Here is a 24,541-nt window from a genome sequence, read left to right as displayed (position 1 = left end):
TGGAGGATTTCGTGAGCAGCAACAGCAGGGTGAGCAGCGAGTCGCGCAGTGACGCGGCCGAGAAGGCGCGGACCGCGCCGGATCCCAACGATCCCCGCAAGCCGGACGATCCGAAGGACGTCAAGAAGCCGGCGTGGAAGTACGTGTTCAAGCGTTCCCTGAACGAATTCGGCAAGGACCAGTGCACCGATCTCGCAGCGGCGCTCACCTACTATGCCGTCCTCGCCATCTTCCCCGGCATCCTGGCGCTCCTGTCCCTCCTCGGGCTGTTCGGGCAGGCCCAGAGCACCACGAACCAGGTGCTGGAGATCATCGGCCAGTTCGCCCCGCCCGAGACACTCGAGACGATCCGGCCGACGATCGAGGGCCTCGCCTCCAACCAGGCCGCCGGTCTCACGTTCGTCATCGGACTCGCGGGTGCCATCTGGTCGGCATCGGGCTACGTCAACGCCTTCTCCCGCGCCATGAATCGGGTCTACGAGGTCGAGGAAGGGCGCGGATTCATCAAGCTGCGCCCCCAGATGCTGCTCGTCACCATCGTCGTCCTCGTGCTGATCGTGATCATGGGCCTCATGCTCGTGCTGTCCGGTCCCGTGGCGGAAGCCGTCGGCAACACGATCGGTCTCGGCGGTACGGCCCTCCTCATCTGGAACATCGCCAAGTGGCCCGTCGTCGTGCTCTTCGCCGTCCTGATGATCGCGGTGCTGTACTACGGGTCACCGAACATCAAGCAGCCCAAGTTCCGCTGGATGAGCCTCGGCGGTCTCATCGCGCTGATCGTCCTCGCGATCACCACCGCGGCGTTCTCGCTCTACGTGGCGAACTTCGGCAGCTATGACAAGACCTACGGCGCCATCGCCGGGGTGATCGTGCTGCTGCTGTGGATCTGGCTGGCCAACCTCTCCCTGCTGTTCGGTGTCGAGTTCGACGCCGAGATGGAGCGCGGGCGCCAGTTGCAGGGCGGCATCGAGGCCGAGGAGACCATCCAGCTTCCCCCGCGGGACACCAAGGCTGCGGAGAAGAAGCAGGAGAAGCACCTCAAGCTCGTCCGCGAGGGGCGCGAACTGCGTGAGAAGTACGGACGGGATCACAGCAAGCAATAACGGATCCCGCCCCGCTTCGGCATCCGATCCACCAGGAGGCCCGGTCGTCGCCACGACCGGGCCTCCTGTCCGTCAGCCGACCTAGACTGGCGGCATGACCGACACGCAGCAGTCCGAGCAGCAGTCCGAGCAGCAGTCCGAGCAGCAGTCCGAGCACAGCACCAAAGGGTCCTACGTCACCGGTGGCAAGGAGTTCACGAGGGACACCCAGTACATCGAGACGAGGATCACGAGGGACGGCGCTGACGGCTACCTCGTCGAAGCGGGTCGCTATCGCCTCGTCGCCGCACGGGCCTGCCCCTGGGCCAACCGCACGATCATCGTCCGCCGTCTCCTCGGGCTGGAGGACGCGATCTCTCTCGGCACCCCGGGCCCCACCCATGACAGCAGGTCCTGGACCTTCGACCTGGACCCGGGGGGCAAGGACCCCGTCCTCGGCATCGAGCGCCTGCAGGAAGCATTCTTCAAGCGCGACCCCCACTACTCACGCGGCATCACCGTGCCGGCCATCGTGGACACGACCACCGGCGCCGTGGTCACCAACAACTTCCCGCAGATCACCCTCGACTTCTCCGGCGAGTGGAAGGACTTCCACCGCGAGGGCGCTCCCGATCTCTATCCGGAAGCACTTCGGGAAGAGATCGACACGGTCAACAAGCGGGTCTTCACGGAGGTGAACAACGGGGTCTACCGGTGTGGATTCGCCGGATCGCAGGAGGCCTACGACGCCGCCTACGACCGCCTCTTCACCGCACTGGACTGGCTGGAGGAACGTCTGACGAACCAGCGCTTCCTCGTCGGGGACACCATCACGGAGGCCGACGTCCGACTGTTCACCACCCTCGTGCGGTTCGATCCCGTCTACCACGGCCACTTCAAGTGCAACCGGAACAAGCTGACGGAGATGCCGGCCCTCTGGGGCTATGCCCGTGACCTCTTCCAGACGCCCGGCTTCGGGGACACGATCGATTTCGAGCAGATCAAGCAGCACTACTACATCGTCCACGAGGACATCAACCCCACCGGGATCGTCCCGAAGGGTCCCGACCTCGCCGGGTGGACCACGCCGCACGGGCGCGAGTCCCTCGGTGGCAGGCCCTTCGGGAACGGCACCCCGCCGGCCGGGGCATAGGTCACGGAGGGGTTGCGGACGCGGTGTCCCCGCAGCCCCTCGCCGCCCGGATTAGGGAACAAACTCGTTTCTTAATTGTCCGGAGCCTAGGCTAGCCTTACTTCAGACCGATCGTCCGTCCGAGGGAGGCACCATGGCAGTCCAGGCCTCCGCGGTGCGCCCTGCTCCCTCCACGGTCTCCCGGCCGGCCCCGGCCTTCCGCCGTCGGTCCTCGATGCCGCGGAACCTCGTCCAGCTGGGTGTCGCGGCGCTCGTGCTCCTCGCCTTCAGCATCGCCTCGCTCACCATCGGGGCGCGGTCGGTCGGCATCGGCACCATGGTTGACGCCGTCACGGCCTTCGATCCCTCGAACGGCGAGCACGCCGTCGTCCTCTCCCGCGTCCCGCGCACCATCGTCGGGCTCCTCGTCGGAGCGGCGCTCGCCACAGCGGGCGCGGCGCTGCAAGGCATCGCCCGCAATCCGCTGGCGGACCCGGGCATCCTCGGGATCAACGCCGGGGCCTCGCTCGCCGTCGTCGTCGGGATCTACGTGTTCGGGCTCAGCAGCGCCTCCGGCTACATCTGGTTCGCCTTCGCGGGGGCAGGTGCGGCGGCTCTCGCCGTCTACGCCGTGGCCAGTCTCGGCCGTGAGGGCGCGACGCCGGTCAAGCTCGCCCTCGCCGGGGCGGCACTCGCGGCCGGACTCGGCAGCCTCACCAACGCCGTCCTCGTGTCCAGCCAGGAGACCCTCGACGCCTTCCGCTTCTGGCAGGTGGGCACCCTCTCGGGCAGGGGCTGGGACGTCATCGGCACCGTCACGCCCTTCCTCCTCGCCGGGCTCGTGCTCACCCTCGCCACGGGCAAGGTGCTCAACAGCCTGGCGCTCGGCGACGACGTGGCCCGCGGCCTCGGCCAGAACGTCGGCCTCGCGCGCGGGATCACGGCGCTCGGCGTCGTCATCCTCTGCGGCGCGGCGACGGCGGCAGCCGGGCCCATCGCCTTCGTGGGGCTCGTCATCCCGCACGTGGTGCGGCTCGTGTCCGGCCCCGACTACCGCTGGATCCTCCCCTTCTCCGCCCTGCTCGGGCCGGTGCTGCTGCTCGGTGCGGACATCATCGGACGCGTCATCCTTCCGCCGGGCGAGGTCCAGGTAGGCATCATGACCGCCGTCGTCGGCGCGCCCGTCTTCGTCTGGCTCGTGCGGCGCCGCCGGATGGCCCAGCTGTGAGCGCCCTCCAGCAGGCTCCCGCGCCCGCCGGGCAGGGTCCCGCCGGGTTCCGCAGCTCTCCGCCGGCCGGCGCCCGGGCGCGCCGCCGCCGCAGCACGGCCCTCCGCCTGGCAACGGCAGCGTTCGCCGTCGTCGTCCTGTTCGCCGTGGACGTGCTGCTCGGGACCTACACCGTGACCATCCCCGACTTCCTCCGCATCCTCGGCGGGGCGGACATCCCCGGAGCCAGCTTCATCGTGCTGGAGAACAAGCTTCCCCGAGCGGTCATCGGCCTCCTCATCGGCGTCGCGTTCGGCGTCTCGGGCGCCGTGTTCCAGACCATGCTGCGCAATCCGCTCGCAAGCCCGGACATCATCGGCATCAGCTATGGTGCGAGCGCCTCGGCCGTGGCGGCGATCGTCCTCTTCGGCGCCGCAGGTGCCGCTGTCTCGCTCTCGGCGCTGGTCGGGGCGATGGTGGTGGCCGCGGCGATCTACCTCATCTCCCGACGGGGCGGCGTGGCGGGGTACCGGCTCATCCTGGTGGGCATCGGGTTCGCTGCGGTCATGCACGCGCTCGTCAGCTTCCTCATCACCCGCACGGATCTCCGTACCGCATCCGAGGCCGTGCTCTGGCTCAACGGATCACTGAACTCGAGCAACTGGGACCGCGTCGCGGTGCTCGTCGCCTCGATCCTCGTCCTGCTGCCGGCCGCGGTCATCCTGTCGCGCAGCCTGCAGGGTCTCGAACTGGGCGACGACGCCGCGGCGGGCCTCGGTGTCCGCGTCGAGGCATCGAGGCTCGGCCTGATGTCCACAGCCGTCGCCCTCGCCGCCGTCGCGACCGCGGCTGCCGGCCCGGTGGCGTCCATCGCGTTCCTGTCCGGCCCGATCGCGCGCCGCCTGCTCGGCAACCGACCCTCGCTCGCGATGGCGGGACTCGTCGGCGCGGTGATCGTCCTCGCCGCGGACTTCGTCGCGGCGAACCTGATCGACGGCACCTCGCTTCCCGTCGGTGTCGTCACCGGCGTTCTGGGAGCGCCGTTCCTGCTGTGGCTGCTCGCCACGGCCAACCGCAGAGGCCAGGGAGGCTGAGATGACCCTTCGCCACGAACCGGCGGCGCATCTGCCGCGCGCCACCTCTGCGGCTCCCGGGGCAGCTTCCGTGCCAGCGCCCGGGGCAACGCCGGACACCCTGTCCGCCGAGGCGCTCACGCTCGCGTACGACGAGCGCACCGTCGTCGACAAGCTCTCGCTGGAGCTGCCCGCGGGCAAGGTCACGGTCATCGTGGGGGCCAACGCCTGCGGGAAGTCCACCCTGCTGCGCGGCCTCGCCCGGCTGCTCAAGCCCGTCACGGGCAGCGTCATCCTCAACGGCACGGACATCCATGCACAGTCCACCAAAGCGGTGGCCCGTGTCCTCGGTCTGCTCCCGCAGACACCGGTGGCACCCGACGGCATCAGCGTCGCCGACCTGGTGGGCCGCGGCCGCTACCCGCACCAGGGCTGGTTCCGCCAGTGGACCCCCGAGGACGACGACGCCGTCACCGCCGCGCTCGAGGCCACCGACACGCTGGCCCTCGCGGACCGGAACGTCGACGAGTTGAGCGGCGGCCAGCGCCAGCGGGCGTGGATCGCGATGGCGCTCGCCCAGCAGACCGGCATCCTGCTGCTCGACGAGCCCACCACCTTCCTCGACGTGACGCACCAGGTCGAGGTCCTGGACCTCATCACCGACCTCAACCGCCGATCGGGCACCACCGTGGTGATGGTGCTGCACGACCTCAACCTCGCGGCCCGGTATGCGGACCACCTCGTGGCGATGCGCGACGGCCGGATCGTGGCACAGGGACCGCCGTCGGTCGTCGTGACCGAGCAGACGGTCTCCGGGGTGTTCAACCTCGAGTGCCGCGTCATCGAGGACCCGGTGTCCCACACCCCGATGGTCGTCCCCATCGGCCGGCACCACGGGGCGGCGCCGGCCGTCCACCATCCTTCCTCCCCGGGCGGCCGCGAGCCGTCACGGGGGTACCGACCCAATCCGCAGGACACCGTTCCTGCACGAGTGGAGGCAGCATCATGACCGACGTGACCGAGCGGACCGCGAGGCGGACCGCCTCCGACACCGAACCGATGGTCCTGGCCTTCGACGTCGTCGTCACCGCCGTGCAGGACCTGACGGCGTCCTTCCGCCGCATCACCTTCGGCGGCGCGTGCCTGACTTCCTTCGGGGTCGCGGGGGACACCCTCGACCTCCGCATCAAGATCGTCATCCCGTCCGAGGGTCGCGACTGCCCGGACATCGCCGGCATGATGGCGGGTGGGTCGGCGTCGAGCTGGTACCAGGCCTGGCTCGGCATGGACGCCGAGGAGCGGGGTTCCATGCGGACCTACACCGTGCGTGCATCACGCTGCGACGGCGAGCGGCCGGAGATCGACGTCGACTTCGTCCTGCACCTCGACGCCGACGGGCGTGGCGGGCCCGCCGCCGAATGGGCGGCCGCGGCACGGCCGGGCGACCGCGTCTGCGTCATCGGCCCGAATTCGTCCGCCGCGCAGTGCGCGACGGCGGGTGCCTACGGTGGGATCGAGTGGAGTCCGGGCCTCGCACAGCACGTCCTGCTGGCGGGGGACGAGACCGCAGTCCCCGCGATCAGCGCGATCCTCGAGTCGCTGCCGGAGGACATCAGCGGTCACGCCTTCCTCGAAGTCCCGGACGCGCGGGACATCCAGGACATCCGCACCCGCTCCTCGGTCTCCATCACCTGGCTCACCCGTGGCGGGCTGTCCCACGGCGAAGCGCTCGACGCCGCCGTCCGCGACGCCGTCAGGGTCCCCGGCTGGGTCTCGCTCTCGGGATCGGGCGCAGTGAGCGGTGGCAGCGAGCCCGAGGATGTCGACATCGATCGCACGATCCTGTGGGAGACACCGCAGCTCCTGGAAGCGGCCATCGTGAAGTCCACGGTCAATCCCGAGAGGTTCCCCGGCACGCAGCCGTTCTACGCCTGGATCGCCGGCGAGGCGGCTGTGGTCCGTGGCCTGCGCCGCTACCTCGTCCGGGACGTCGGCGTGGACCGGAAGCAGGTCGCGTTCATGGGCTATTGGCGCAAGGGTCGCGCGGAACTGTCCTGACCGGGATCGGATGCTCCGAACGCAGGTTTCGCCGGGCTTTTCCGCAGGAACCCGAGGCCGGACAGGAGTATCACACAGATGATCCACAGCCTGGATAACGGAATTGTAACTTCGTCCATGGTGCCCTAGGGTTTGACCAGCCACAGCACCTTTCTCCACCAGGTCCGCACGCCCGACCCTGTCAGCGGACCGCCGAACACCCTGTGACAGGGGCGGAGGATCCACGGACCGGCGGCCGATGCCGCACCATCCGTGTCCCTCGCGGTCCAGTCGGCGCACGCCCTCCACGGCCTTCCGCGGGGCCGCCGTGCCGACGAGCCGGATCGAGTCCTGCTCCGATCCGCCGACCGACGTCGCGGGCGTCCTGAAAGAGGTCAGTCGTTGAGCCAGACGGTCATGTCCGGTCGCCGCCGCGCGTCCGACGGTCGCGTGCACCAGCAGGACACCCGTCGACGTCGTGCCGAAGGGCATCCCGCCGATCCTTCCCCGACCGCCCGACGGATGACCCATGTCCTCCCCGCCCCGGCGGCCCGGGCGTCCGAGGCGCCCGCCCCCGCATGGATCGCCCCTGAGGCGTCCGAACGTCCCCCTACGAGCCTCCCGTCCCGTCGGGCCCTTCGTGCGGCGCGGTCCGCGGACACTGCGGCGTCGCCGATCCTTCCCTCCCGTCGATCCCTCCGCGAGGCCGCATCGGCCCCGGCGGGCGTACGAACAACGGCGCCGCGAGCCGCCGGCGGGCACCGCGCGGGCGGCCGCCCCACGCGGCTGGAGCGGCTGCGGGGCAACGCGGCGACGGCCGGGATCGTCCTGGCCTCGGCAGGCCTCGTGATGGGTGCTGTCGCGCCGGCCGCCCAGGGCACCGCTCCGCAGATCACCACGGACGCCCCTGCGATCCCGGCGCCCCGGTCCTCCCCGGCAGTCACCGCTCCCGCCGATGCGGCGGTGACCTTCGGCCTCGTCGCAGCGGGCCCGGCAGCCGACGGCATAGCTCCGAGCATCGTCACGGCGCGCGCGCTCTCGGCGTCGCTCACACCGGCGGCTAAGGAGCGCAAGGCCTTCAGCGTTCCCGTCGACAACCCGGTCGTCGCCTCGACCTTCGGCTACCGCGTCAACCCACTGGGCGGATCGGGCGAGGAACTCCACACCGGCCAGGACTATGCCAGCGCCTGCGGGGCGGCCGTCAAGGCCGCCGACGCCGGCACGGTCGTGGACTCCGGCTGGCACGCGTACGGCGGCGGGCAGCGCATCGTGGTCGACCACGGCGACGGCCTCAGCACGACCTACAACCACCTGAGCGTCCTCGACGTGGCCGCGGGCGCCCGGGTCGCGCGTGGCGACCTCCTCGGCGCCGTGGGCAGCACCGGGAACTCGACCGGCTGCCACCTCCACTTCGAGGTCATGGTCGACGACGAGAAGGTCGACCCTCAGCCCTGGCTCTGATGCCCGGAGCCTGCCCGGAGCCTGCCGGAGCCTGCCGGAGCCTGCCCGGAGCCGAGGGGCGCGATGCGTCCCGGAACGGGCTAGGGGAGCGGTTCGCTGACGACCGCCGGGTCCTTGTACCCCAGGGGCATCCGGAGCCTGAGCGAATCGGGCTTCACCTCGAAGGCCATGTGCGTGGCCTTGCCGAGGGGATCGCCGTCGAGCTGCACCTCGAGGGGCTCGCGCAGGGTCACCTCCGCGGTACGGCACTGGAAGTACTCGAGGGAGGGGTCCTTGCCCTTGCCCCGGGCGAAGAGCTTTCCCGCCACCGCGAGCCAGCCGAGCGCGCCCTTCGGTGCCACCGTCATGAGGTCCATGAGTCCGTCGTCGATCTTCGCGCCGGGGAAGATCTCGAGTCCGCCCATGATCTTGCCGCAGTTCCCGCCCATGACGCTGCGCAGCCTGCGCTCGAAGGGCTTGCCGCCGTCCACCGAGATGGTGGTCCGCGTGGGCTTGCCCGGAAGGTTCCGCAGACCGGCATCGACGTAGGCGAGCCAGCCCACCTTGTCCTTCAGATCGTCCCGGGTGTCCGACATGATCGCGGCGTCGTACCCGATCCCCGCCATGACGAGGAACACGTGCGCGTCCTGCGCCCGGTCGACGGTGACATGCACGACGTCGATGGTCCGCTCGGTCCCGCGGAACGCGGCCTCGACGGCGGCATCGGGGTCATCGACCGCGATGTCGAGGTTCCGGGCCAGCAGGTTCCCGGTACCGAGCGGGACCAGCGCCATCATGGTCCCCGTCTCCGCCAGCTCCTCCGCGACGCAGCGCACGGTGCCGTCGCCGCCGGCGGCGATCACCAGCTCCACACCGGCGCCGAGGGCCTCGCGCGCCTGGCCGTGGCCCGGATCATCGGCCGTGGTCTCGATGACGAGCGGCTCGTCCCAGCCGTCCTCCTCGGCGATGCGCCGGACGGCGCCCACGACGTCGACATCGGTGGCCTTGATCGGGTTGATGATCAGGGCCACCCGCCGGCGGGAGGAGCTGCCGGCGGGCGTGGCGTCCGTACGAGCCTCGGGTGGTGCTTCGGTGGGCATGGTGTCCTTCGGCAGGGTGTCAACGGATGGCTCCGTCGAGCTTATCGCGGGGCACCCCGACGTCGAAGGTAATCTTTGGTCGTGACCAACACCTCGCGCTACGTGGCCCTCGGAGACTCCTTCACGGAAGGCGTGGGTGACTGGGACCCCGAGTCGCCCAACGGCGTCCGCGGCTGGGCGGACCGCGTCGCCGAGCAGCTGGTCCTGGCCGATCCGTCCTGGGAGTACGCCAACCTCGCCATCCGCGGCAAGAAGATGCGGCAGATCCTCGACGAGCAGATCGACGCGGCGCTGGCCCTCGAGCCGACCCTCGTCACGGTGTACGCCGGCGCCAACGACATCCTCCGCCCGCGCATCGACATCGATCTCCTCATGTCGCGGTACGACGACGGCATCGCCCGCCTGCGCGCCTCGGGAGCCGACGTCGTGCTCTTCACGGGCTTCGACGCCTCCGGGTCCGCCGTGTTCGGCAGGACGCGCGGACGCACCGCCGTCTACAACGAGTGGGTGCGGGAGATCGCCGACCGACGTGGTGCGACGATCGTGGACTACTGGCGGCTGCGGGAGTTCCAGGACTGGGGCTACTGGGACGTGGATCGCATGCACATGTCGGCCGCGGGCCACACACTCATGGCGGTCCGGGTGCTCGAGGCCATGAAGGCGTCCCACCGGATCGGCCTCCCGGAGCTCGAGGCCCGGCCCGCACTCAGGCGTGCGGAGCAGCTCCGCGCGGATGCCCAGTGGGCCAGGGAGTACCTGAGCCCGTGGGTGGGGCGCCGGCTCCGTGGGGTGTCCTCGGGGGACGACCTGCAGCCCAAGTATCCTGTGCCCGGGCATCCGCTCCGGGCATCCGTGACCGCCTGAGGGCCTCCTGCGCCGGGCACCGTCGCCGGTGGGGAGACGGTTCCGGCGGCGTCGCGCCGCGCGGGCCTGTGCCCGGCCGTCCGCGGAAGGGACCACGCGGGCCCCGCGCCCGCAACCCGGACGGGGCGGTCGCGGAGCCCGGTGGACACCGCCGGCCATGTGCCAGAATGAGCGCATGGCGGCGCATTGGCTCACACCGGACGAGCGGCGGGCGTGGCTGGCACTATACGCGCTGACGTCGCTCCTGCCGTCGACCCTCGACGCACACCTCTTCCGGGAAGCGCGCATCACCCTGTTCGACTACCACGTCCTCGCCATGCTCTCCGAGTCCGAGGGCACCAGCCTCCCCATGAGTGACCTCGCGGCGCGATCGACGGCGTCGCTCTCGCGGCTCAGTCACGTGGTCAAGAAGCTCGAGGCCCGCGGCTGGGTCGCCCGCGTGCCGTCGTCCTCCGACGGCCGGGTGACGACGGCGTCCCTGACCCCGGACGGCCTCCGGATGCTGGAGGACCTCGCCGTCTCCCACGTGGCCCAGGTCCGGACCACGGTGTTCGACGCCCTCGACGCGGAGGATGTCGCCGATCTCGAGCGGGTGGGCCGGAAGATCCTCCGGCGCCTGGACGGTACGCACTGGATCCTGGCGGAGATCGGGCCCGGCGCGGAGGATGTCGCGTCGGACGCCCCCGCGGTGGAGGTCCAGCACCACCACGCGGTCCCCGACGCGGCCGCTGCGGCGTCGCTCCATCAGCAGGTTCACAGCAGCGGTCACTAGGCTGGCGGAGGCCGTTCGCGGCCCTGACGAGGACAGGACGGCAGATGGCACAGCAGGGACAGTACCGGCACCAACCCCGTATCCTCGCGATCGTGCTGGCCGGTGGGGCGGGCGGCCGGCTCGGTGTGCTGACGGACCACCGGGCCAAGCCCGCCATGCCGCTCGGGGGGAGCTTCCGGCTCATCGACATCCCGCTGTCCAACCTTCACCACAGTGGCATCTCCGACGTGTGGATCATGGAGCAGTACCAGCCGAAGACCATCAACGACCACCTCCGGAACGGCAGGCCCTGGGACCTCGACCGGACGAGGGGCGGCCTGCTCGTCCTGCCCCCCTTCAGCGGCCGCGAAGGGGAGGGTTTCGCCGAGGGGAACGCGGACGGGCTGCTCCGCCAGTCCGCCTTCATCCGGGACTTCGCTCCGGACCTCGTCCTCGTCCTCAGTTCCGACCACCTGTACCGCCTCGACTACCGCGATGTCGTCGACACGCACCTGCGCGCGGGAGCGGCGCTCACCATGGTCACGGTCGACTTCGACGGCGATGCGTCACCGCACGGGGTCGTGACGGTCGACGACGACGGCCGCGTCACCGGGTTCTCGTACAAGCCGGACGAACCGCAGTCGCGGATCGTCGCCGCCGAGGTCTTCCTGTACTCGGCGGAGGCCCTGCTCGACGCCCTGGACCGACTCGACGGACAGCAGGAGAACCTCGGCGACTACGGGCACCACCTCGTACCGCACCTGGTGGAGCAGCACGCCGTCGTCGAGCACCGCCTCCAGGGCTACTGGCGTGATCTGGGCACACCGGCCAACTACCTGCGCGCGCATCTCGACCTCGTTGCCGGCAGCGGACCGGACCTCGCCGATCCTGCCTGGCCCATCCTCACCGAGCCGCCCCACGTGGCACCGGCTTTCGTCGGTGAGGGCGCCGTGATCGCAGGGTCGCTGATCGCTCCCGGAGCGCGGGTCCACGGGACCGTCCGGAGGAGCGTGATCGGTGCCGGGGCGGTCATCGAGGCCGGAGCCGTCGTCGAGGACTCCGTGGTGCTCAACAGGGTGCGGATCGGGAGCGGGGTGTCGGTACGCTGGGCGATCGTCGACTCGGATGCCGCCGTGTCCGGGGACCGCATTGGCGGCGGCCCGGACGAGCCCGTGGTCGTCGGGCGGGACGGCGAGCCGGGCGACTGACCCGTTTTGGTCAGGCCAGAACCTGTCGGTAGTATGGTAAGGCGTTTGGCTGTGGTGGAGGCCGCCCTGTTCCCAGGACAGGTCGGAATGTGCCCGGCTACCCGTGACTACTAGAATTCAGGGCTGGACCGGCCGCAAGGCCGCCCCGCCTGATCTTCACCGTCTTCCCCGCGGCGAGGCACTGTGGCAGGTTCTCACCCTGCCGGGTACACCTCCGGAAAGCTGCAGTAATAACGGTGTCATTACTGGTGGCGGGACGCTCGACAAGTGATTCCGTCACGTTCATCTAATCTGGAGGAGAGTTATGGCAGCCCACTGCCAAGTGACCGGAGCCGAGCCCGGCTTTGGACACAGCATTTCGCACTCGCACCGCCGCAACAAGCGTCGGTTCGACCCCAACATTCAGAAGAAGCGCTACTACGTGCCTTCCCTTCGCCGTAACGTCACGCTGCAGGTCTCGGCCCGCGGCATCAAGACGATCGACGTGCGCGGCATCGACGCGGTCGTCGCGTCGATCCTCGCGAGGGGAGTGAAGCTCTAGTGGCGAAGGACAAGGACGTACGTCCGATCATCAAGCTGAAGTCGACCGCCGGCACGGGCTACACGTACGTGACGCGGAAGAACCGTCGTAACGATCCGGACCGCATGGTCCTGATGAAGTACGACCCCAAGATCCGCAAGCACGTCGAATTCCGAGAGGAGCGCTAAACATGGCCAAGAAGTCAAAGATTGCTCGCAACGAGCAGCGCAAGGTCATCGTCGAGCGCTACGCGGCCAAGCGCCTCGAGCTGAAGAAGACCCTCGTCGACGAGAACGCCACGGACGAAGCCCGCGAAGCGGCACGCCTCGGCCTGCAGAAGCTCCCCCGCAACGCTTCGCCGGTGCGCCTGCGCAACCGCGACCAGATCGACGGGCGCCCCCGTGGAACGCTCCAGAAGTTCGGCATCTCGCGTGTCCGCTTCCGCGACATGGCCCACCGGGGCGAGCTGCCCGGTGTGACCAAGTCCAGCTGGTAGCAGTTCCCGGGACCTGGCGTCCCACCAGCACCACCCGCCGCCTCCGGCGGTGACATCACGGAAGCCGGCAACCCCAGGGTTGCCGGCTTCTGTCGTGTCGGGCCCCGAGAAGCGGTGCGCCCGACCTCCGACGGCCGGAAAGAGCCCCGGAAATACCGTGATTATGCCGAAAAGCCGCGGAAACACGCGGGGCGCGGCGCCCAAGCTGATAGGTTTTCGGACAGAGGCTTTTCGAATACCGTGAAAAGCTCGTTCCGAAGAGTGACGTCCAGGAGGACCTGAAGTGGCTAAAAACCGTAGTGAACTTGTTGCCGAGGTAGCAGCGAAGGCCGACACGAGCCAGGCTGCCGTCAACGGCGTCCTTGACGCCCTGTTCGACGTCTTCGCCGAGTCCGTCGCCAAGGACGAGAAGATCACCATCCCGGGTTGGCTCGCCGTCGAGCGCACCAGCCGCGCAGCGCGCACCGGCCGTAACCCCCAGACCGGCGAGACCATCCAGATCGCCGCGGGCCACAGCGTCAAGCTGACCGCAGGCTCGAAGCTGAAGGCTTCCGCCAAATAGTCCGCGTCTCCCGCTGACTGAACGACCGAGGGGCCGCTGCCATGACGGCAGCGGCCCTTCGTCGTCGGCACACGTCCGCCCTCGGCGGCATCCTGCGGAAGATTCGCCCTATTTCTACTCCGGGTAGAGAATGGTGTATGTGTCGACAACTGCGAAGCAACCGCGCGAGACCCTCGCCGCAGCCTCCCCGGAGCGTGCCATCGGGACGGGCTGGCTGGTCCTCGCCGGCGTCGTCGTGCTCGTCTCGCTCGTGGTCGCCCTGTTCTACTCCGGTGCCGCCGCCGCCCGGCAACTCGGTGATCCGGGAGCGCTGACCCGCTGGGGCCTGCCCGTCTCCAAGGTCCTCAACAACACCGCCGCCGCCGCGACCATCGGTGCCCTCGTCTTCGCGGTGATCATGCTCCCGCGCAAGGTCGGGACGTCAGGCCGGAAGCCCAAGGACACCGCGGCCGAGCACCCGGCCTTCACCCGCGTCCTCATGCTGGCCTCCGTATCCGCCGTCCTGTGGACCATCGGGGCGCTCGGCGTCATGGTCTTCACCTACTCCGATGCGGCCGGCCTGCCCCTGAGCACCGACCCGGCGTACACCCAGGGCCTCGCCGCGTTCCTCACGGATTTCTCGACCGGGCGCGCGTGGCTCGTGACCTCGATCGTCTCGGCGGTCCTCGCCACACTCCTGTTCGGTGTCCGTTCGCAGACCGGTCTCGCCCTCACCCTGGTGCTCGCCCTGCTCAACCTGCTGCCCATGGCCCTGATCGGGCACTCGGCGAGCGGCGACGACCACAACGCGGCCGTGAACTCGATCGCCCTCCACCTCGTGGGTGTGTGCCTGTGGGTGGGCGGGATCATCTCCCTCGCCGTGGTGAGCGGGAAGCTCGGCGACCAGGCCCTCCCGGTCCTCAAGCGCTTCTCGGCCCTCGCCGGCTTCGCCTTCATCCTGGTGGTGGCCTCGGGCGTGGTGAACGCCAGTCTCCGCATCACCGACCTCGCGCAGCTCAGCTCCGAATGGGGCCTGCTCGTCACCTTCAAGACCATCGCCACGCTGCTGCTCGGCGGGATCGGCTGGATGCACCGGCAGTGGATCATCCCGCAGCTCGGCGCGTCGGGCGGCACGGCGCAGTCCCGGCTCTCCGCGCGCCGGGTCCTGTGGCAGCTCATCGCCGTCGAGCTCGTCATCATGGGCGCGGTCTCCGGTGTGGCCGGGGCACTCGGGCGGACCGCGCCACCCCGTTCCGAAGTGCTGCCCACCGAGGCCGGTCCCGCCCGCATCCTGACCGGGTACGACCTCCCGCCGGAGCCGACCCTGAGCCGCTGGCTGACCGAGTGGCGGCCGGACTGGCTGTGGATCACCGTGGCCCTGACCTTCGGCGTCGCCTACGTGCTCGGGATGGCCAAGCTGCACCGCCGCGGCGACTCCTGGTCCGTGGCCAAGCTCATCAGTTGGCTCCTCGGCCTCGCGCTCCTGACCTACTTCACCTCGGGCGCGCCCGCCATCTACGGCATGGTGCTGTTCAGCGCGCACATGGTGGACCACATGGCTCTCACCATGGTGGTGCCGCTCTTCCTGGTCCTCGGTGCACCCGTGACCCTGGCCCTGAAGGCCCTGACTGCGCGCCGCGACGGCTCGCGCGGGCTGCGGGAATGGATCCTGGTGATCGTGCACTCGTGGCCGTCACGCATCATCACGCACCCGCTGTTCGCTGCCGGCAACTTCGTCGCGTCGATCATCATCTTCTACTACTCGCCGCTCTTCGGGTTCGCCCTGCGCGAGCACGTCGGACACGAGCTGATGATCACGCACTTCCTCATCACCGGCTACATCTTCGTGCTGTCGATGATCGGTTCCGACCCCGTGCCGTTCCGGGCGCCCTACCCGATGCGCATCCTGCTCCTCTTCGCGACCATGGCCTTCCACGCCTTCTTCGGCGTCACGCTGATGGGCTCGACCTCGCTGCTCGAGGCCTCCTGGTTCGGCAACATGGGGCGCGACTGGGGCGCTTCGGCCCTGGCGGACCAGCAGGTGGGCGGGGCGGTCACCTGGGGTGTCGGCGAGATTCCCACGCTCCTGCTCGCCATCGGCGTCGCCGTCGTGTGGTCGCGCTCCGACGCGAGGGAGACCAAACGCAAGGATCGTGCCGCGGACCGGAATAATGACGCCGACCTGACGGCTTACAACAGCATGTTCGCCGACCTCGCGGCCCGTGATGCCGGGAACCGCCGCCCCGCCCAGCAGCCGACGGCACGCGCCACCGCCGGAGACACCGCAGGAGACAACGAATGACCGAGACCACAGTCCGCGCCCGCGTGAACTACCGGGTGCGCGGCTCCGCGCTGACCGGCCGCAACTGGCTGAACACCGGCGGCAGGCAGCTGCAGCTCGAGGACCTGCGCGGCAAGATCGTGATCCTCGACTTCTGGACCTTCTGCTGCATCAACTGCCTCCACGTCCTCGACGAGCTGCGGCCCCTCGAGGAGCAGTACTCCGACGTCCTCGTGACGGTCGGCGTGCACTCGCCGAAGTTCGAGCACGAGGCCGATCCGGTGGCCCTCGCGGCCGCCGTCGAGCGCTACGACATCCACCACCCCGTCCTCGACGACCCGGAGCTCACCACCTGGCAGGCCTACACGGCCCGCGCCTGGCCCACGCTCGTGGTCATCGACCCCGAGGGCTACATCGTGGCGCACCTCTCCGGGGAGGGGCACGCCGCCGGGCTCACCTCGCTCGTGGAGGAACTCGTCGCCGAGCACGAGGCGAAGGGCACGCTGCACCGCGGCGACGGCCCCTACGTGCCGGCGGAGAGCACCGCGGGCGACCTCAAGTTCCCGGGCAAGCTCCTCGCGCTGCCCGCCACCGGTACCTTCCTCGTCGGCGACACCGGCCATCACCGCCTCGTCGAACTCGAGGCGGATCTCGTCACGGTGCGCCGCACCATCGGTTCGGGCAGCAAGGGTTTCCTCGACGGAGGCGCCTCCGACGCGCAGTTCAACGAGCCCCAGGGCCTCGTGCTCCTGCCGGCCGGGCTCGCGGCGGAGGTCGGGTACGACGTCGTCGTCGCCGACTCCGTGAACCACCGCCTGCGCGGTGTCACGCTGGCCACGGGCGAGGTGCGCACCCTCGCCGGGAACGGCACGCAGCGCCTGCTCGACGCCGGCAACCACACCAAGACGGGCCGGCAGGAGAACGCGCACGAGGTCGGCGCGGAGAGTGAGACGCCGCGCCTCACCGAGACCCAGCTCGGTACGGATGCCCTCAATGTCTCGCTGTCGTCACCGTGGGACGTGCTGTACTCGTCGGTGCTGGACCGCGTGGTCGTCGCGATGGCGGGGACGCACCAGATCTTCGCCTACGATCCCCGCAGCAACGCCGTCGAGGTCCTCGCCGGCACGGGACTCGAGGGATTGCTCGACGGCGACGCCTCCGCGGCGTGGTTCGCCCAGTCCTCCGGGCTCGCCGAGGACGCCAACGGCACCATCTGGATCGCGGACTCCGAGACGTCCGCCGTCCGGCAGCTGTCCTTCATCGAGGTCAACGGCCGCCGGCGCATCCAGGTCCAGACCGCGATCGGGACGGGACTGTTCGACTTCGGGTTCCGCGACGGCGATGCCGACCAGGCGCGTCTCCAGCACCCGCTCGGTGTCACCGCCCTGCCCGACGGGTCCGTCGCGATCGCCGACACCTACAACGGCGCGGTCCGCCGGTACGACCCGGTGACCCGCCAGGTCTCCACGCTGCTCCGCGGCCTGTCGGAGCCCTCCGATGTGCTGGTCGACCTGACGCCCGTCGCCGACGGCGGCGACCCGCTGCTCATCGTCGTCGAGGCGAACCGGCACCAGCTCGTCCGCGTACCGCTGCCCAAGGAGGCGCTCGCCGTCGACGAGGGCGCGTCGCAGACCCAGCGTCCGACGTCGCCCATGTCCGCGGGACCCGTCGCGCTGACGGTGCGCTTCACCGCGCCGAAGGGCCAGAAGCTCGACGACCGCTGGGGTGACCCGACGCAGCTGAAGATCAGCGCCTCGCCCGAGTCCCTGCTGGTCTCGGGCGGCGGGACCTCCACCGGACTGACGCGGGAGCTCGTGCTGGCCGCGGAGGCCGGCGAGGGCGTACTCCACATCACCGCACGGGCGGCGTCCTGCGACGGCGAACCCGGCGGGGAGATCCCCGACCACGCGGCCTGCCACCTGTACCAGCAGGACTGGGGTATCCCGGTCACGGTCACGGCCGGCGGCGACACCGAGCTGACACTCGACCTGCGCGGACTCGGCTGATCCCTGCGTTCCACCAGGCGGACCGGGGGCACCTGCTGCGGCGGGTCCCCTTCGCGTGAGCCCGGGTACCGGGTGCCGGGTGCCGGGCGGCTCTGGGTGCCGGTGCCGGTGCCGGGCGGCTCTGGGTGCGGGGTGCTGGACGGCTGGTCCCGGGCGCTGGGCGGCGGGTGCCTTGTGCCGGGCGGCTGGTGCCGGGCGCTGGGTGGTGGTGCCGCTCGTTGAGTGCCGTCTGTGTCCAGTGTGCCGGATGCGATGGGTGCCGGGTGCGCCCGGCGTGTGTGCTGGCCACGTAGTGCAGCAATCGGGCGTCTGGCACCCCAGTGGTGCATCCAGGCCGGCGCGCGAATCTATCCGATCAGCCGTCCGCTCGCCCGGCCCGGGGGCGTGGCGACCTCCTTCGTCCCACTGACCGCCGTCGGTCGGTGGGAATATGTGCACAGTCCCATCCACCGGGTCCGGTGAGTGGGACGAAGTGCCCCCTGCTCCGGCGGTACGCCGCCTGCCTGCTCGATCGCCTCAGTCTGCGCAGACCTGAGGTCATCCGCCCCGGCCGAGCGTTCGTCCCACTGACCGCCGTCGGTCGGATGGGAATATGTGCACATTCCCATCCACCGGGTCCGGTGAGTGGGACGAAGCGCCGCGATGAGCCCAACGGAATAGAGACTGCGCAGCGTGACTTGTCGCAGGGGAGGGGCGATCGCCTCCCTGGGGTCGTCGCAACCGAGGAGGGGCGATCGCCCGAACAGCACAGCCCAAACAGCACAGCCTGAAGAGCACAGCCTGAAGAGCACAACGGCTGCAAGGGACGACGCCCGCACAGGATGAAGCCGCGCCGCTGGACGGCGCAGGAGGAGAGCACGTATGACCATCGACACCGGAACGAACCAGCACGACGGACAGCGCACCGCCCTCGTGGTGGGAGCCACAGGTATCGCCGGCTCCGCGCTCGTCGAGAAGCTCGCCGGGGAGGGCTGGCCCGTCCTGGCCCTCTCCCGCAGGCCCGGCCAGGAGCGCGACGGCGTCCGCTGGCTCTCGGCGGACCTCACGTCGGCCGACTCCCTCGTCGAGGTGCTCGCGCCGGAGAACCCCACACACGTCTTCTTCACCGCCTGGTCCCGCCGCGACACGGAGGAGGAGAACATCCGCGTCAACGCCGGGATGCTGCGCGACCTCCTCACCGCACTACACGGCAAGGAGGTGGCCCACGTGGCCCTCATGACCGGCATGAAGCACTATCTCGGGCCGTTCGAGTCGTACGGCTCCGGCGACATGGCGGACACGCCGTTCCACGAGGAGGAGCCCCGCCTGCCCTCGCCCAACTTCTACTACGCGCAGGAGGACGAACTGTTCGCCGCCGCCGCCGAGCAGGGTTTCACGTGGAGCGTGCACCGCGCGCACACCGTCCTCGGCTACGCCGTCGGCAATGCTATGAACATGGCGCTCACGCTCGCCACCCAGGCCACCCTGTGCAGGGAGGCGGGTGAGCCGTTCGTCTTCCCCGGGTCGGCGCAGCAGTGGAATGGGCTGGCGAACGTGACGGATGCAGGCCTGCTGGCCGAGCACATGGTGTGGGCCTCCACCTCATCTGCGGGCGCCGACGAGGCCTACAACATCGTCAACGGAGACGTCTTCCGGTGGCGCTGGATGTGGCCCAGGCTGGCGGGCTACTTCGGCGTGGAGTGGGAGGGATTCGCGGAGGCGCCACGTCCCCTCGAAGAGGCCATGAGCGGTCGGGAGGGCCAGTGGTCGGAGCTGGCCGAGCGGCACGGCCTCGCCGAGACCTCCCTGGACCGATTGGCCTCCTGGTGGCACACGGATGGCGATCTCGGCATCGAGATCGAGGTGATCGTGGACATGGGCAAGAGCCGTGACGCCGGCTTCACGGGATACCGCAGGACGCTCGACGTGTTCACGTCGCTGTTCGACCGCTACCGCGCCGAGAACCTGATCCCCTGACCGGGGGCAGCTCGTGGGTGGCTAGTACCTGACCACGGGCGTGACGGTGATCGAGTCCTCGGTCACGTTCAGATCCGCCGTGAAATCGAACGGCATGGCCTCCGAGACGTCGCTCACCTCACCGGAGAAGAAGTCCCGCAATCGGGTGTCGATCCGTACCCTTCCACTGAGGGGGGCGAGCAGCCAGCTCCCCTCGCTAGGGGTGATCGACGCCCTCGGGTACTCCTCGATGGTCCAGTTGATGTCACCGGCGAGCCGCTTGTCGGTGGGATAGGCGAACGGGCAGTTGCCGGGCTGGAAGACCGTCTGCTCAGCGCAGCCGTCGAGGAAGGCATGCACCTGCTCCTCCACCGCCGTGGTCAGCTCAGGCGTCGGCTCCAGTGCGAGGGCGAGGGGTTGCGGGGCCTCGACGCCCGTCACGGTCGTGCGGCCTTCGGGAGCGGCGAAGTAGCGGCCCTCGTAGCGGGCGGTCACGGCAGCCGGGTAGAACGTTGCCAGTGCGGCGCGGCCGTCGGGGAGGCCGACGTCGAGCCCGTTCACCGCCGCCTCCACGCTGTTGAGGGCGGAGACCTCCACGGTCGGCAGGACGGTCGGCTCGAACTCCCACACGGTGAAGAATCCCCACTCGGTGCCGGTCTGCCGGAGCGGGAAGACGCTCGTCGTCTCGACGCCGTCCAGCGTGTAGGTCACGGGTACCTCGACACGGTCGCTGCCGCTTCCGCGCGCATCCCCGACCTCGAGGTCTGCGAGTCCCACTGTCGCGCTGCGCAGGGCGTCGCCGTCGAGCAGGGCCGGGTTGGAGCCCTCCGGTACCGAGGCGTTGAGGAGGCCGAGGGCCTCGCCGCCGTTGCCGTCGCGCAACGCATCGAGGTAGAGGCTCACCTGGTGCTCGGGGCTGAAGAGCCTGCTGTTCAGGACCGCGACGGTCGCCATGAAGGCAGCACCCACGAGCATGAGACCCAGCAGCCAGGCTGCGAGAACCTTCACGACCGGGGGTGTGTGCATCTCCCCACGGTACCGGCTGCGGTGGATCAGGCGGGCAGGAAGCCGAGCAGGGTGCCGGTCACCGCGCACGCGAGCCCGACGACGGCGATCACGCGGGTGCCTCGGTAGGGTTCGCCGAGCGACCAGTGGGTGGGCTGTCGGACGTGGTAGTGGATGGTGACGTCCTCACCGGGCGGCGGGGCCGCAGGCATGCGCGCCTTCCGGCTGCGACCTGGGGAACCACTGGACCAGAGCGCCTCGACGATGCGGTACCGGTGATCGTGCCAGCGAAGGTAGGGATGGCCCTCGTACGTGAAGGTGATCGCCTGGGTCCTGGTCCAGGACCCGTAGACCAGCCGGATCACGAGGGCCGCGCCGAGCAGACCCAGGCCCAGCGCCACCAGGCTGGAACTGACGATCTCCACCACGATCATCGGCGCGCGCTCCGCACTGCGGCGAGCCGGGGCGCAAGCCTCAGTACCATTTCCGCTTGCGGTGCTTCGTGCCGAAGAGCCCGCGCGCGAGCTCCTTGCCGATCACTCCGGCGGCCTTCAGGGCGAGGTCCGCCATCTCGTTCCTGTCCGGCCCGGTGCTGCCGGAGGACCGTCCGGCGTCGTACCCGCCCGCACGGTTCGCGCTGTATCCGCCGCGGTCCGTCCGTGCACGGCCATCACCCGGCGTCCGGCCGCCCTCGAATCCGCCCTCGTATCCGCCGCCGTAGCCACCTGCGCGACCGTCCGGGCCGCGCCCGCCCATGCGCGGGGAACCGTCGTCGACGGGCCGGCGGTCACGTTCGCGGGTGGGCCGGGAAGGCATGCCGAGGATCTCCTCCTCGATGCGCCGCGCTTCCGCGTCCCGGTCCTCGCGGGCCGTGTCCCGCGTCGCATCGGCGGCATCGCCCCGGGCGTCCGGGCGCTCCTCGGGCGCTGCAGGCTCACTCGGTTCCGTCGTCGGCGATTCCGGCGCGGGCGCCCCGACGCCCGAGGAGGGGGCGCCGGACGCACCGTCCACGCCACGGCCGGCGGGAACGGGCAGACCGCGGAGCTTCTCGTACGCGGAGTGGCTGTCGACGGCCTGGCTGTAGCGGGCGAGCAGCGGAGAGGCGGCGACGACGGCGGCCACCGTTCCCTCGGGCGCCCGGCCCATGACGGACTCGGGGGACCGGAGCCGCGTCCACGCGACGGGCGTCGGGGCGCCCCGCTCGTTCATCACCGTCACGACGGCCTCGCCGATGCCGGCGGACGTGAGGACCTCCTCGAGATCGTACGGGCTGATGGGGAAGGTCGAGACCGTTGCGCGGAGCGCCTTCGCGTCGTCGGGCGTGAAGGCCCGCAGCGCGTGCTGCACCCGGTTGGCGAGTTGTCCGAGGACCTCCGCGGGCACGTCCCTCGGCGTCTGCGTCACGAAGAAGATCCCGATCCCCTTGGACCTGATGAGCCGGACCGTGGCCTGGATGGACTCGCGGAACGCCTTCGACGAGCCTGTGAACAGCAGATGCGCCTCGTCGAGGAAGAACACGAGGCGTGGTTTGTCGAGATCGCCGACCTCGGGCAGCTCGGCGAACATGTCGGCGAGCAGCCACATCAGGAATGTGGAGAACAGGCGTGGCTTCTGCTGCACCGTCACGAGCTCCAGGGACGTGATGATCCCCCGCCCGTCGGCGTCCGTCCGCAGGAGATCCGCGGTGTCGAACTCGGGTTCGCCGAAGAACGCGTCCATGCCCTGCGCCTCGAGCGTGACGAGTTCGCGGAGGATGACGCCGGCCGTGGCCTTCGAGAGGCCGCCGAGGGCCTCGAGTGCTTCCTTGCCCTCGTCGGAGGTGAGGAAGCTGATCACGGCCCGGAGGTCCGGCAGGTTGTAGAGCTCCAGTCCGTTCTTGTCCGCGTAGTGGAACACGAGCTGCAGGCTCGACTCCTGTGTTTCGTTCAGGTCCATGACGCGGCTGAGCAGCAGCGGGCCGAAGGAGGAGATCGTTGCACGGACGGGAATGGCGCCACCGTCACCACCCAGGGAGAGGAATTCGACGGGGAAGCCCGTGGGCGTCCAGCCCTGCCCCACCCCGGCGGTCCGCTTCGTCAGCCGCTCCGTGGCCGTTCCCGGAGTGGTCAGCCCGGTGAGGTCACCCTTGATGTCGGAGAGGAAGACGGGCACGCCCTGCGCCGAGAGCTGTTCCGCCATGACCTGCAGCGTGACCGTCTTGCCGGTGCCCGTGGCCCCGGCGATCAGGCCGTGCCGGTTCATCATGGCCAACGGCAGGCGCACCTGTGCTCCGGCATCGAGCACGCCGTCCACGATGGCAGCGCCCAGGTGGAGGGTGGGCCCCTCGAAGACGTATCCGGCAGTGATGGCGGCGGACCGGGCGGCGCCGTCGTGTTCGACCATAGGGTCAGACTACACAGCAGGACCGGCACCCCTGCGGGTGCCGGTCCTGCTCAGGGGAGCTCCGAGCGCGCCCGCAGCGCACCCGGTCACCCTGCGGAGTGCTTGCCCCCGGCGGCCGTGGCGCCGCCGGCCCGGCCGGGGCCGGCGTCGACGGGCGAGCCGCCCGCCTGCCCCGAGGTGCCGCTGCCGAAGCCACCACCGTGACCCTGGCCCTCTCCCGACTGCTGGGCGTTGGCGAGCTCCTCCGCACGCTCCTCCGAGGCCTCACGGGTGAGCTCGGCGCCCGCTTCGGCGTCACGCGTCAGGTTCTCGCCGGTCTCGGCGTCGAACAGGTGGAGCTTGCGGGTGTCGAGCCAGATCTCGGCCTCCCGGCCTCCGCGGATGCGGCTTGCGGCATCGAGGGTGACGACCACCTGCGGGCGCAGCTCGTCCGCATCCATGTCCCGGGCGAGGCTGTTGAGCAGCTCCCGCATCTCGGGCGCCGGATCGAAGTTGATGTACCCGTACTGCTCGTTGCCGAGCCACTCCGTGTGCGTCAGGGTGGCGGTGAACGTCGAACCGTTGGACATCTTGTGGTCCTCCACGAGCTTCGCGTCCTCGAAGAACTCGGGACGCACGCCGACGAGCACCACTTTCTTGCCCGCTGCTTTCGCCGCCTTGCCCTCGGGGATCTGCAGGTCGCCGATGGCGGTCTTCAGGGTGGTGCCCTCGAGTGTGGCCGGCAGGAAGTTCATCGACGGCGAGCCGATGAAACCCGCGACGAACAGGTTCACGGGCTGCTCGTAGAGCTCTCGGGGCGAGGCGATCTGCTGCAGCTCACCCTTCTTGAGGACGGCCACGCGGTCGCCGAGGGTCATGGCCTCCGTCTGGTCGTGCGTCACGTAGACCGAGGTCACCCCGAGCCGGCGCTGCATCTGCGAGATCTCCGAACGCATCTGGCCCCTGAGCTTCGCGTCCAGGTTGGAGAGCGGCTCGTCGAACAGGAACGCATCCGCCTGCCGGACGATCGCGCGACCCATCGCGACACGCTGCCGCTGACCGCCCGAGAGATTCGCCGGCTTGCGCTGCAGGTGGTCGGTGAGCTCGAGTGTCGCGGCCGCCTCCGTGACCAGCTTGTCCACCTGGTCCTCGGAGTGCTTGCCCTTGGCGAGGCGCAGCGGGAAGGCGATGTTCTCGTACACGGTGAGGTGCGGGTACAGCGCGTAGTTCTGGAACACCATCGCCAGGTTGCGGTCGCGCGGCGCCTTGTCGTTGACGCGCTGCCCGTCGATCAGGAGGTCGCCGTCGGTGATGTCCTCGAGGCCCACGATCATGCGCAGCAGCGTCGATTTCCCGCAGCCCGACGGACCCACGAGGATGATGAACTCCCCGTCGGCGATGTCGATGCTCACGTCATTGACGGCCGGGAACCCGTCGCCGTACTTCTTGACCAGGTGGTTGAGGGTGATTGAAGCCATGGTGCGAATCCTTTACTGAAACCG

At 69.8% G+C, this 24,541-nt stretch carries 22 protein-coding genes; 17 read left to right on the top strand and 5 right to left on the bottom strand.

Annotated elements, in window-relative coordinates; all coding sequences use genetic code 11:
• Nucleotides 1–11 precede the first annotated feature (11 nt).
• The 7 genes from FNH21_RS05870 to FNH21_RS05840 all read left to right on the top strand — a co-directional run bounded on the left by FNH21_RS05870 (nucleotide 12) and on the right by FNH21_RS05840 (nucleotide 7,992).
• Nucleotides 12–1,103, top strand: coding sequence for a YihY/virulence factor BrkB family protein (locus FNH21_RS05870; protein ID WP_338403166.1), 1,092 nt, complete (start codon nucleotides 12–14; stop codon nucleotides 1,101–1,103).
• A gap of 94 nt (nucleotides 1,104–1,197) precedes the next feature.
• Nucleotides 1,198–2,235 carry a glutathione S-transferase family protein gene (locus tag FNH21_RS05865; protein WP_152812987.1) on the top strand — a complete coding sequence of 346 codons (1,038 nt, stop codon included), beginning with the start codon at nucleotides 1,198–1,200 and terminating at the stop codon, nucleotides 2,233–2,235.
• Nucleotides 2,236–2,449: 214 nt separating this feature from the next.
• Nucleotides 2,450–3,442 carry a FecCD family ABC transporter permease gene (locus FNH21_RS05860; protein ID WP_241743076.1) on the top strand — a complete coding sequence of 331 codons (993 nt, stop codon included), beginning with the start codon at nucleotides 2,450–2,452 and terminating at the stop codon, nucleotides 3,440–3,442.
• Nucleotides 3,443–3,549: 107 nt separating this feature from the next.
• The gene (locus FNH21_RS05855; RefSeq protein ID WP_152814100.1) at nucleotides 3,550–4,515 is read left to right on the top strand and encodes a FecCD family ABC transporter permease; all 966 of its coding nucleotides are present in this window, start codon (nucleotides 3,550–3,552) and stop codon (nucleotides 4,513–4,515) included.
• A gap of 1 nt (nucleotide 4,516) precedes the next feature.
• Nucleotides 4,517–5,503, top strand: a complete 987-nt coding sequence (locus FNH21_RS05850) for an ABC transporter ATP-binding protein (protein ID WP_152812983.1) — start codon at nucleotides 4,517–4,519, stop codon at nucleotides 5,501–5,503.
• Nucleotides 5,500–6,552, top strand: coding sequence for a siderophore-interacting protein (locus tag FNH21_RS05845; RefSeq protein WP_241742739.1), 1,053 nt, complete (start codon nucleotides 5,500–5,502; stop codon nucleotides 6,550–6,552). Before FNH21_RS05850 ends, FNH21_RS05845 begins: the two co-directional genes overlap by 4 nt.
• A 381-nt stretch (nucleotides 6,553–6,933) precedes the next feature.
• Nucleotides 6,934–7,992, top strand: coding sequence for a peptidoglycan DD-metalloendopeptidase family protein (locus FNH21_RS05840; RefSeq protein ID WP_152812981.1), 1,059 nt, complete (start codon nucleotides 6,934–6,936; stop codon nucleotides 7,990–7,992).
• Between the two features lie 80 nt (nucleotides 7,993–8,072).
• Here the strand turns inward: FNH21_RS05840 and FNH21_RS05835 are convergent, their stop codons facing one another.
• Complete coding sequence (locus tag FNH21_RS05835) at nucleotides 8,073–9,071, bottom strand: diacylglycerol/lipid kinase family protein (RefSeq protein ID WP_152812979.1); 999 nt, start codon at nucleotides 9,069–9,071, stop codon at nucleotides 8,073–8,075.
• 81 nt (nucleotides 9,072–9,152) lie between these two features.
• Here FNH21_RS05835 and FNH21_RS05830 point away from each other — a divergent pair, with 81 nt between their 5' ends.
• The 10 genes from FNH21_RS05830 (at nucleotide 9,153) to FNH21_RS05785 (ending at nucleotide 19,694) form a co-directional block, all read left to right on the top strand.
• Nucleotides 9,153–9,935 carry a GDSL-type esterase/lipase family protein gene (locus FNH21_RS05830; protein WP_191931654.1) on the top strand — a complete coding sequence of 261 codons (783 nt, stop codon included), beginning with the start codon at nucleotides 9,153–9,155 and terminating at the stop codon, nucleotides 9,933–9,935.
• A gap of 175 nt (nucleotides 9,936–10,110) precedes the next feature.
• Nucleotides 10,111–10,707 carry a MarR family transcriptional regulator gene (locus FNH21_RS05825; RefSeq protein WP_152812975.1) on the top strand — a complete coding sequence of 199 codons (597 nt, stop codon included), beginning with the start codon at nucleotides 10,111–10,113 and terminating at the stop codon, nucleotides 10,705–10,707.
• A gap of 44 nt (nucleotides 10,708–10,751) precedes the next feature.
• Nucleotides 10,752–11,894: a glucose-1-phosphate adenylyltransferase family protein gene (locus tag FNH21_RS05820; RefSeq protein WP_152812973.1), complete on the top strand. Its 1,143-nt coding sequence runs from the start codon at nucleotides 10,752–10,754 to the stop codon at nucleotides 11,892–11,894.
• Nucleotides 11,895–12,198: 304 nt separating this feature from the next.
• Nucleotides 12,199–12,435: a 50S ribosomal protein L28 gene (gene rpmB / locus FNH21_RS05815; protein ID WP_043441573.1), complete on the top strand. Its 237-nt coding sequence runs from the start codon at nucleotides 12,199–12,201 to the stop codon at nucleotides 12,433–12,435.
• Nucleotides 12,435–12,602: a 50S ribosomal protein L33 gene (rpmG, locus tag FNH21_RS05810; protein WP_019481734.1), complete on the top strand. Its 168-nt coding sequence runs from the start codon at nucleotides 12,435–12,437 to the stop codon at nucleotides 12,600–12,602. Before rpmB ends, rpmG begins: the two co-directional genes overlap by 1 nt.
• A 2-nt stretch (nucleotides 12,603–12,604) precedes the next feature.
• A complete protein-coding gene (gene rpsN, locus FNH21_RS05805) occupies nucleotides 12,605–12,910 on the top strand; it encodes a 30S ribosomal protein S14 (protein WP_026545363.1) in 306 nt (101 codons plus the stop codon).
• A 283-nt stretch (nucleotides 12,911–13,193) separates the two neighbouring features.
• Entirely contained in the window at nucleotides 13,194–13,472 is a 279-nt protein-coding gene (locus FNH21_RS05800) for an HU family DNA-binding protein (protein WP_055767099.1), read from the top strand.
• A 130-nt stretch (nucleotides 13,473–13,602) separates the two neighbouring features.
• Complete coding sequence (locus FNH21_RS05795; protein WP_152812971.1) at nucleotides 13,603–15,753, top strand: bifunctional copper resistance protein CopD/cytochrome c oxidase assembly protein; 2,151 nt, start codon at nucleotides 13,603–13,605, stop codon at nucleotides 15,751–15,753.
• The gene (locus FNH21_RS05790; protein WP_152812969.1) at nucleotides 15,750–17,738 is read left to right on the top strand and encodes an NHL domain-containing thioredoxin family protein; all 1,989 of its coding nucleotides are present in this window, start codon (nucleotides 15,750–15,752) and stop codon (nucleotides 17,736–17,738) included. The genes FNH21_RS05795 and FNH21_RS05790 overlap by 4 nt, the downstream gene beginning before the upstream one ends.
• An 861-nt stretch (nucleotides 17,739–18,599) precedes the next feature.
• Nucleotides 18,600–19,694: an SDR family oxidoreductase gene (locus FNH21_RS05785; protein WP_152812968.1), complete on the top strand. Its 1,095-nt coding sequence runs from the start codon at nucleotides 18,600–18,602 to the stop codon at nucleotides 19,692–19,694.
• Between the two features lie 21 nt (nucleotides 19,695–19,715).
• Here the strand turns inward: FNH21_RS05785 and FNH21_RS05780 are convergent, their stop codons facing one another.
• The 4 genes from FNH21_RS05780 to FNH21_RS05765 form a co-directional block, all read right to left on the bottom strand.
• Nucleotides 19,716–20,699: a hypothetical protein gene (locus FNH21_RS05780; RefSeq protein ID WP_152812966.1), complete on the bottom strand. Its 984-nt coding sequence runs from the start codon at nucleotides 20,697–20,699 to the stop codon at nucleotides 19,716–19,718.
• A gap of 26 nt (nucleotides 20,700–20,725) precedes the next feature.
• Nucleotides 20,726–21,112 carry a hypothetical protein gene (locus FNH21_RS05775; RefSeq protein ID WP_152812964.1) on the bottom strand — a complete coding sequence of 129 codons (387 nt, stop codon included), beginning with the start codon at nucleotides 21,110–21,112 and terminating at the stop codon, nucleotides 20,726–20,728.
• A gap of 40 nt (nucleotides 21,113–21,152) precedes the next feature.
• Entirely contained in the window at nucleotides 21,153–23,060 is a 1,908-nt protein-coding gene (locus FNH21_RS05770; protein ID WP_152812962.1) for a helicase HerA-like domain-containing protein, read from the bottom strand.
• Nucleotides 23,061–23,146: 86 nt separating this feature from the next.
• Nucleotides 23,147–24,517, bottom strand: a complete 1,371-nt coding sequence (locus tag FNH21_RS05765; RefSeq protein ID WP_152812960.1) for an ABC transporter ATP-binding protein — start codon at nucleotides 24,515–24,517, stop codon at nucleotides 23,147–23,149.
• Nucleotides 24,518–24,541 lie beyond the last annotated feature (24 nt).

Source organism: Arthrobacter bussei (assembly GCF_009377195.2).
GTDB lineage: Bacteria > Actinomycetota > Actinomycetes > Actinomycetales > Micrococcaceae > Arthrobacter_D > Arthrobacter_D bussei.
Note: the sequence above shows the minus strand (reverse complement) of the source record. Positions and strands in the feature narration are given on the sequence as shown.

What these genes read in the sequence shown, in the direction of transcription:
- FNH21_RS05825 (WP_152812975.1), top strand. Translation starts at nt 10,111, where the DNA reads ATGGCGGCGCATTGGCTCACACCGGACGAGCGGCGGGCGTGGCTGGCA.
- rpsN (WP_026545363.1), top strand. Translation starts at nt 12,605, where the DNA reads ATGGCCAAGAAGTCAAAGATTGCTCGCAACGAGCAGCGCAAGGTCATC.
- FNH21_RS05795 (WP_152812971.1), top strand. Translation starts at nt 13,603, where the DNA reads ATGGTGTATGTGTCGACAACTGCGAAGCAACCGCGCGAGACCCTCGCC.
- FNH21_RS05785 (WP_152812968.1), top strand. Translation starts at nt 18,600, where the DNA reads ATGACCATCGACACCGGAACGAACCAGCACGACGGACAGCGCACCGCC.
- FNH21_RS05850 (WP_152812983.1), top strand. Translation starts at nt 4,517, where the DNA reads ATGACCCTTCGCCACGAACCGGCGGCGCATCTGCCGCGCGCCACCTCT.
- FNH21_RS05775 (WP_152812964.1), bottom strand. Translation starts at nt 21,112, where the DNA reads ATGATCGTGGTGGAGATCGTCAGTTCCAGCCTGGTGGCGCTGGGCCTG.
- FNH21_RS05770 (WP_152812962.1), bottom strand. Translation starts at nt 23,060, where the DNA reads ATGGTCGAACACGACGGCGCCGCCCGGTCCGCCGCCATCACTGCCGGA.
- FNH21_RS05765 (WP_152812960.1), bottom strand. Translation starts at nt 24,517, where the DNA reads ATGGCTTCAATCACCCTCAACCACCTGGTCAAGAAGTACGGCGACGGG.
- FNH21_RS05790 (WP_152812969.1), top strand. Translation starts at nt 15,750, where the DNA reads ATGACCGAGACCACAGTCCGCGCCCGCGTGAACTACCGGGTGCGCGGC.
- FNH21_RS05845 (WP_241742739.1), top strand. Translation starts at nt 5,500, where the DNA reads ATGACCGACGTGACCGAGCGGACCGCGAGGCGGACCGCCTCCGACACC.
- FNH21_RS05820 (WP_152812973.1), top strand. Translation starts at nt 10,752, where the DNA reads ATGGCACAGCAGGGACAGTACCGGCACCAACCCCGTATCCTCGCGATC.
- FNH21_RS05780 (WP_152812966.1), bottom strand. Translation starts at nt 20,699, where the DNA reads ATGCACACACCCCCGGTCGTGAAGGTTCTCGCAGCCTGGCTGCTGGGT.
- FNH21_RS05860 (WP_241743076.1), top strand. Translation starts at nt 2,450, where the DNA reads ATGCCGCGGAACCTCGTCCAGCTGGGTGTCGCGGCGCTCGTGCTCCTC.
- rpmB (WP_043441573.1), top strand. Translation starts at nt 12,199, where the DNA reads ATGGCAGCCCACTGCCAAGTGACCGGAGCCGAGCCCGGCTTTGGACAC.
- FNH21_RS05835 (WP_152812979.1), bottom strand. Translation starts at nt 9,071, where the DNA reads ATGCCCACCGAAGCACCACCCGAGGCTCGTACGGACGCCACGCCCGCC.
- FNH21_RS05865 (WP_152812987.1), top strand. Translation starts at nt 1,198, where the DNA reads ATGACCGACACGCAGCAGTCCGAGCAGCAGTCCGAGCAGCAGTCCGAG.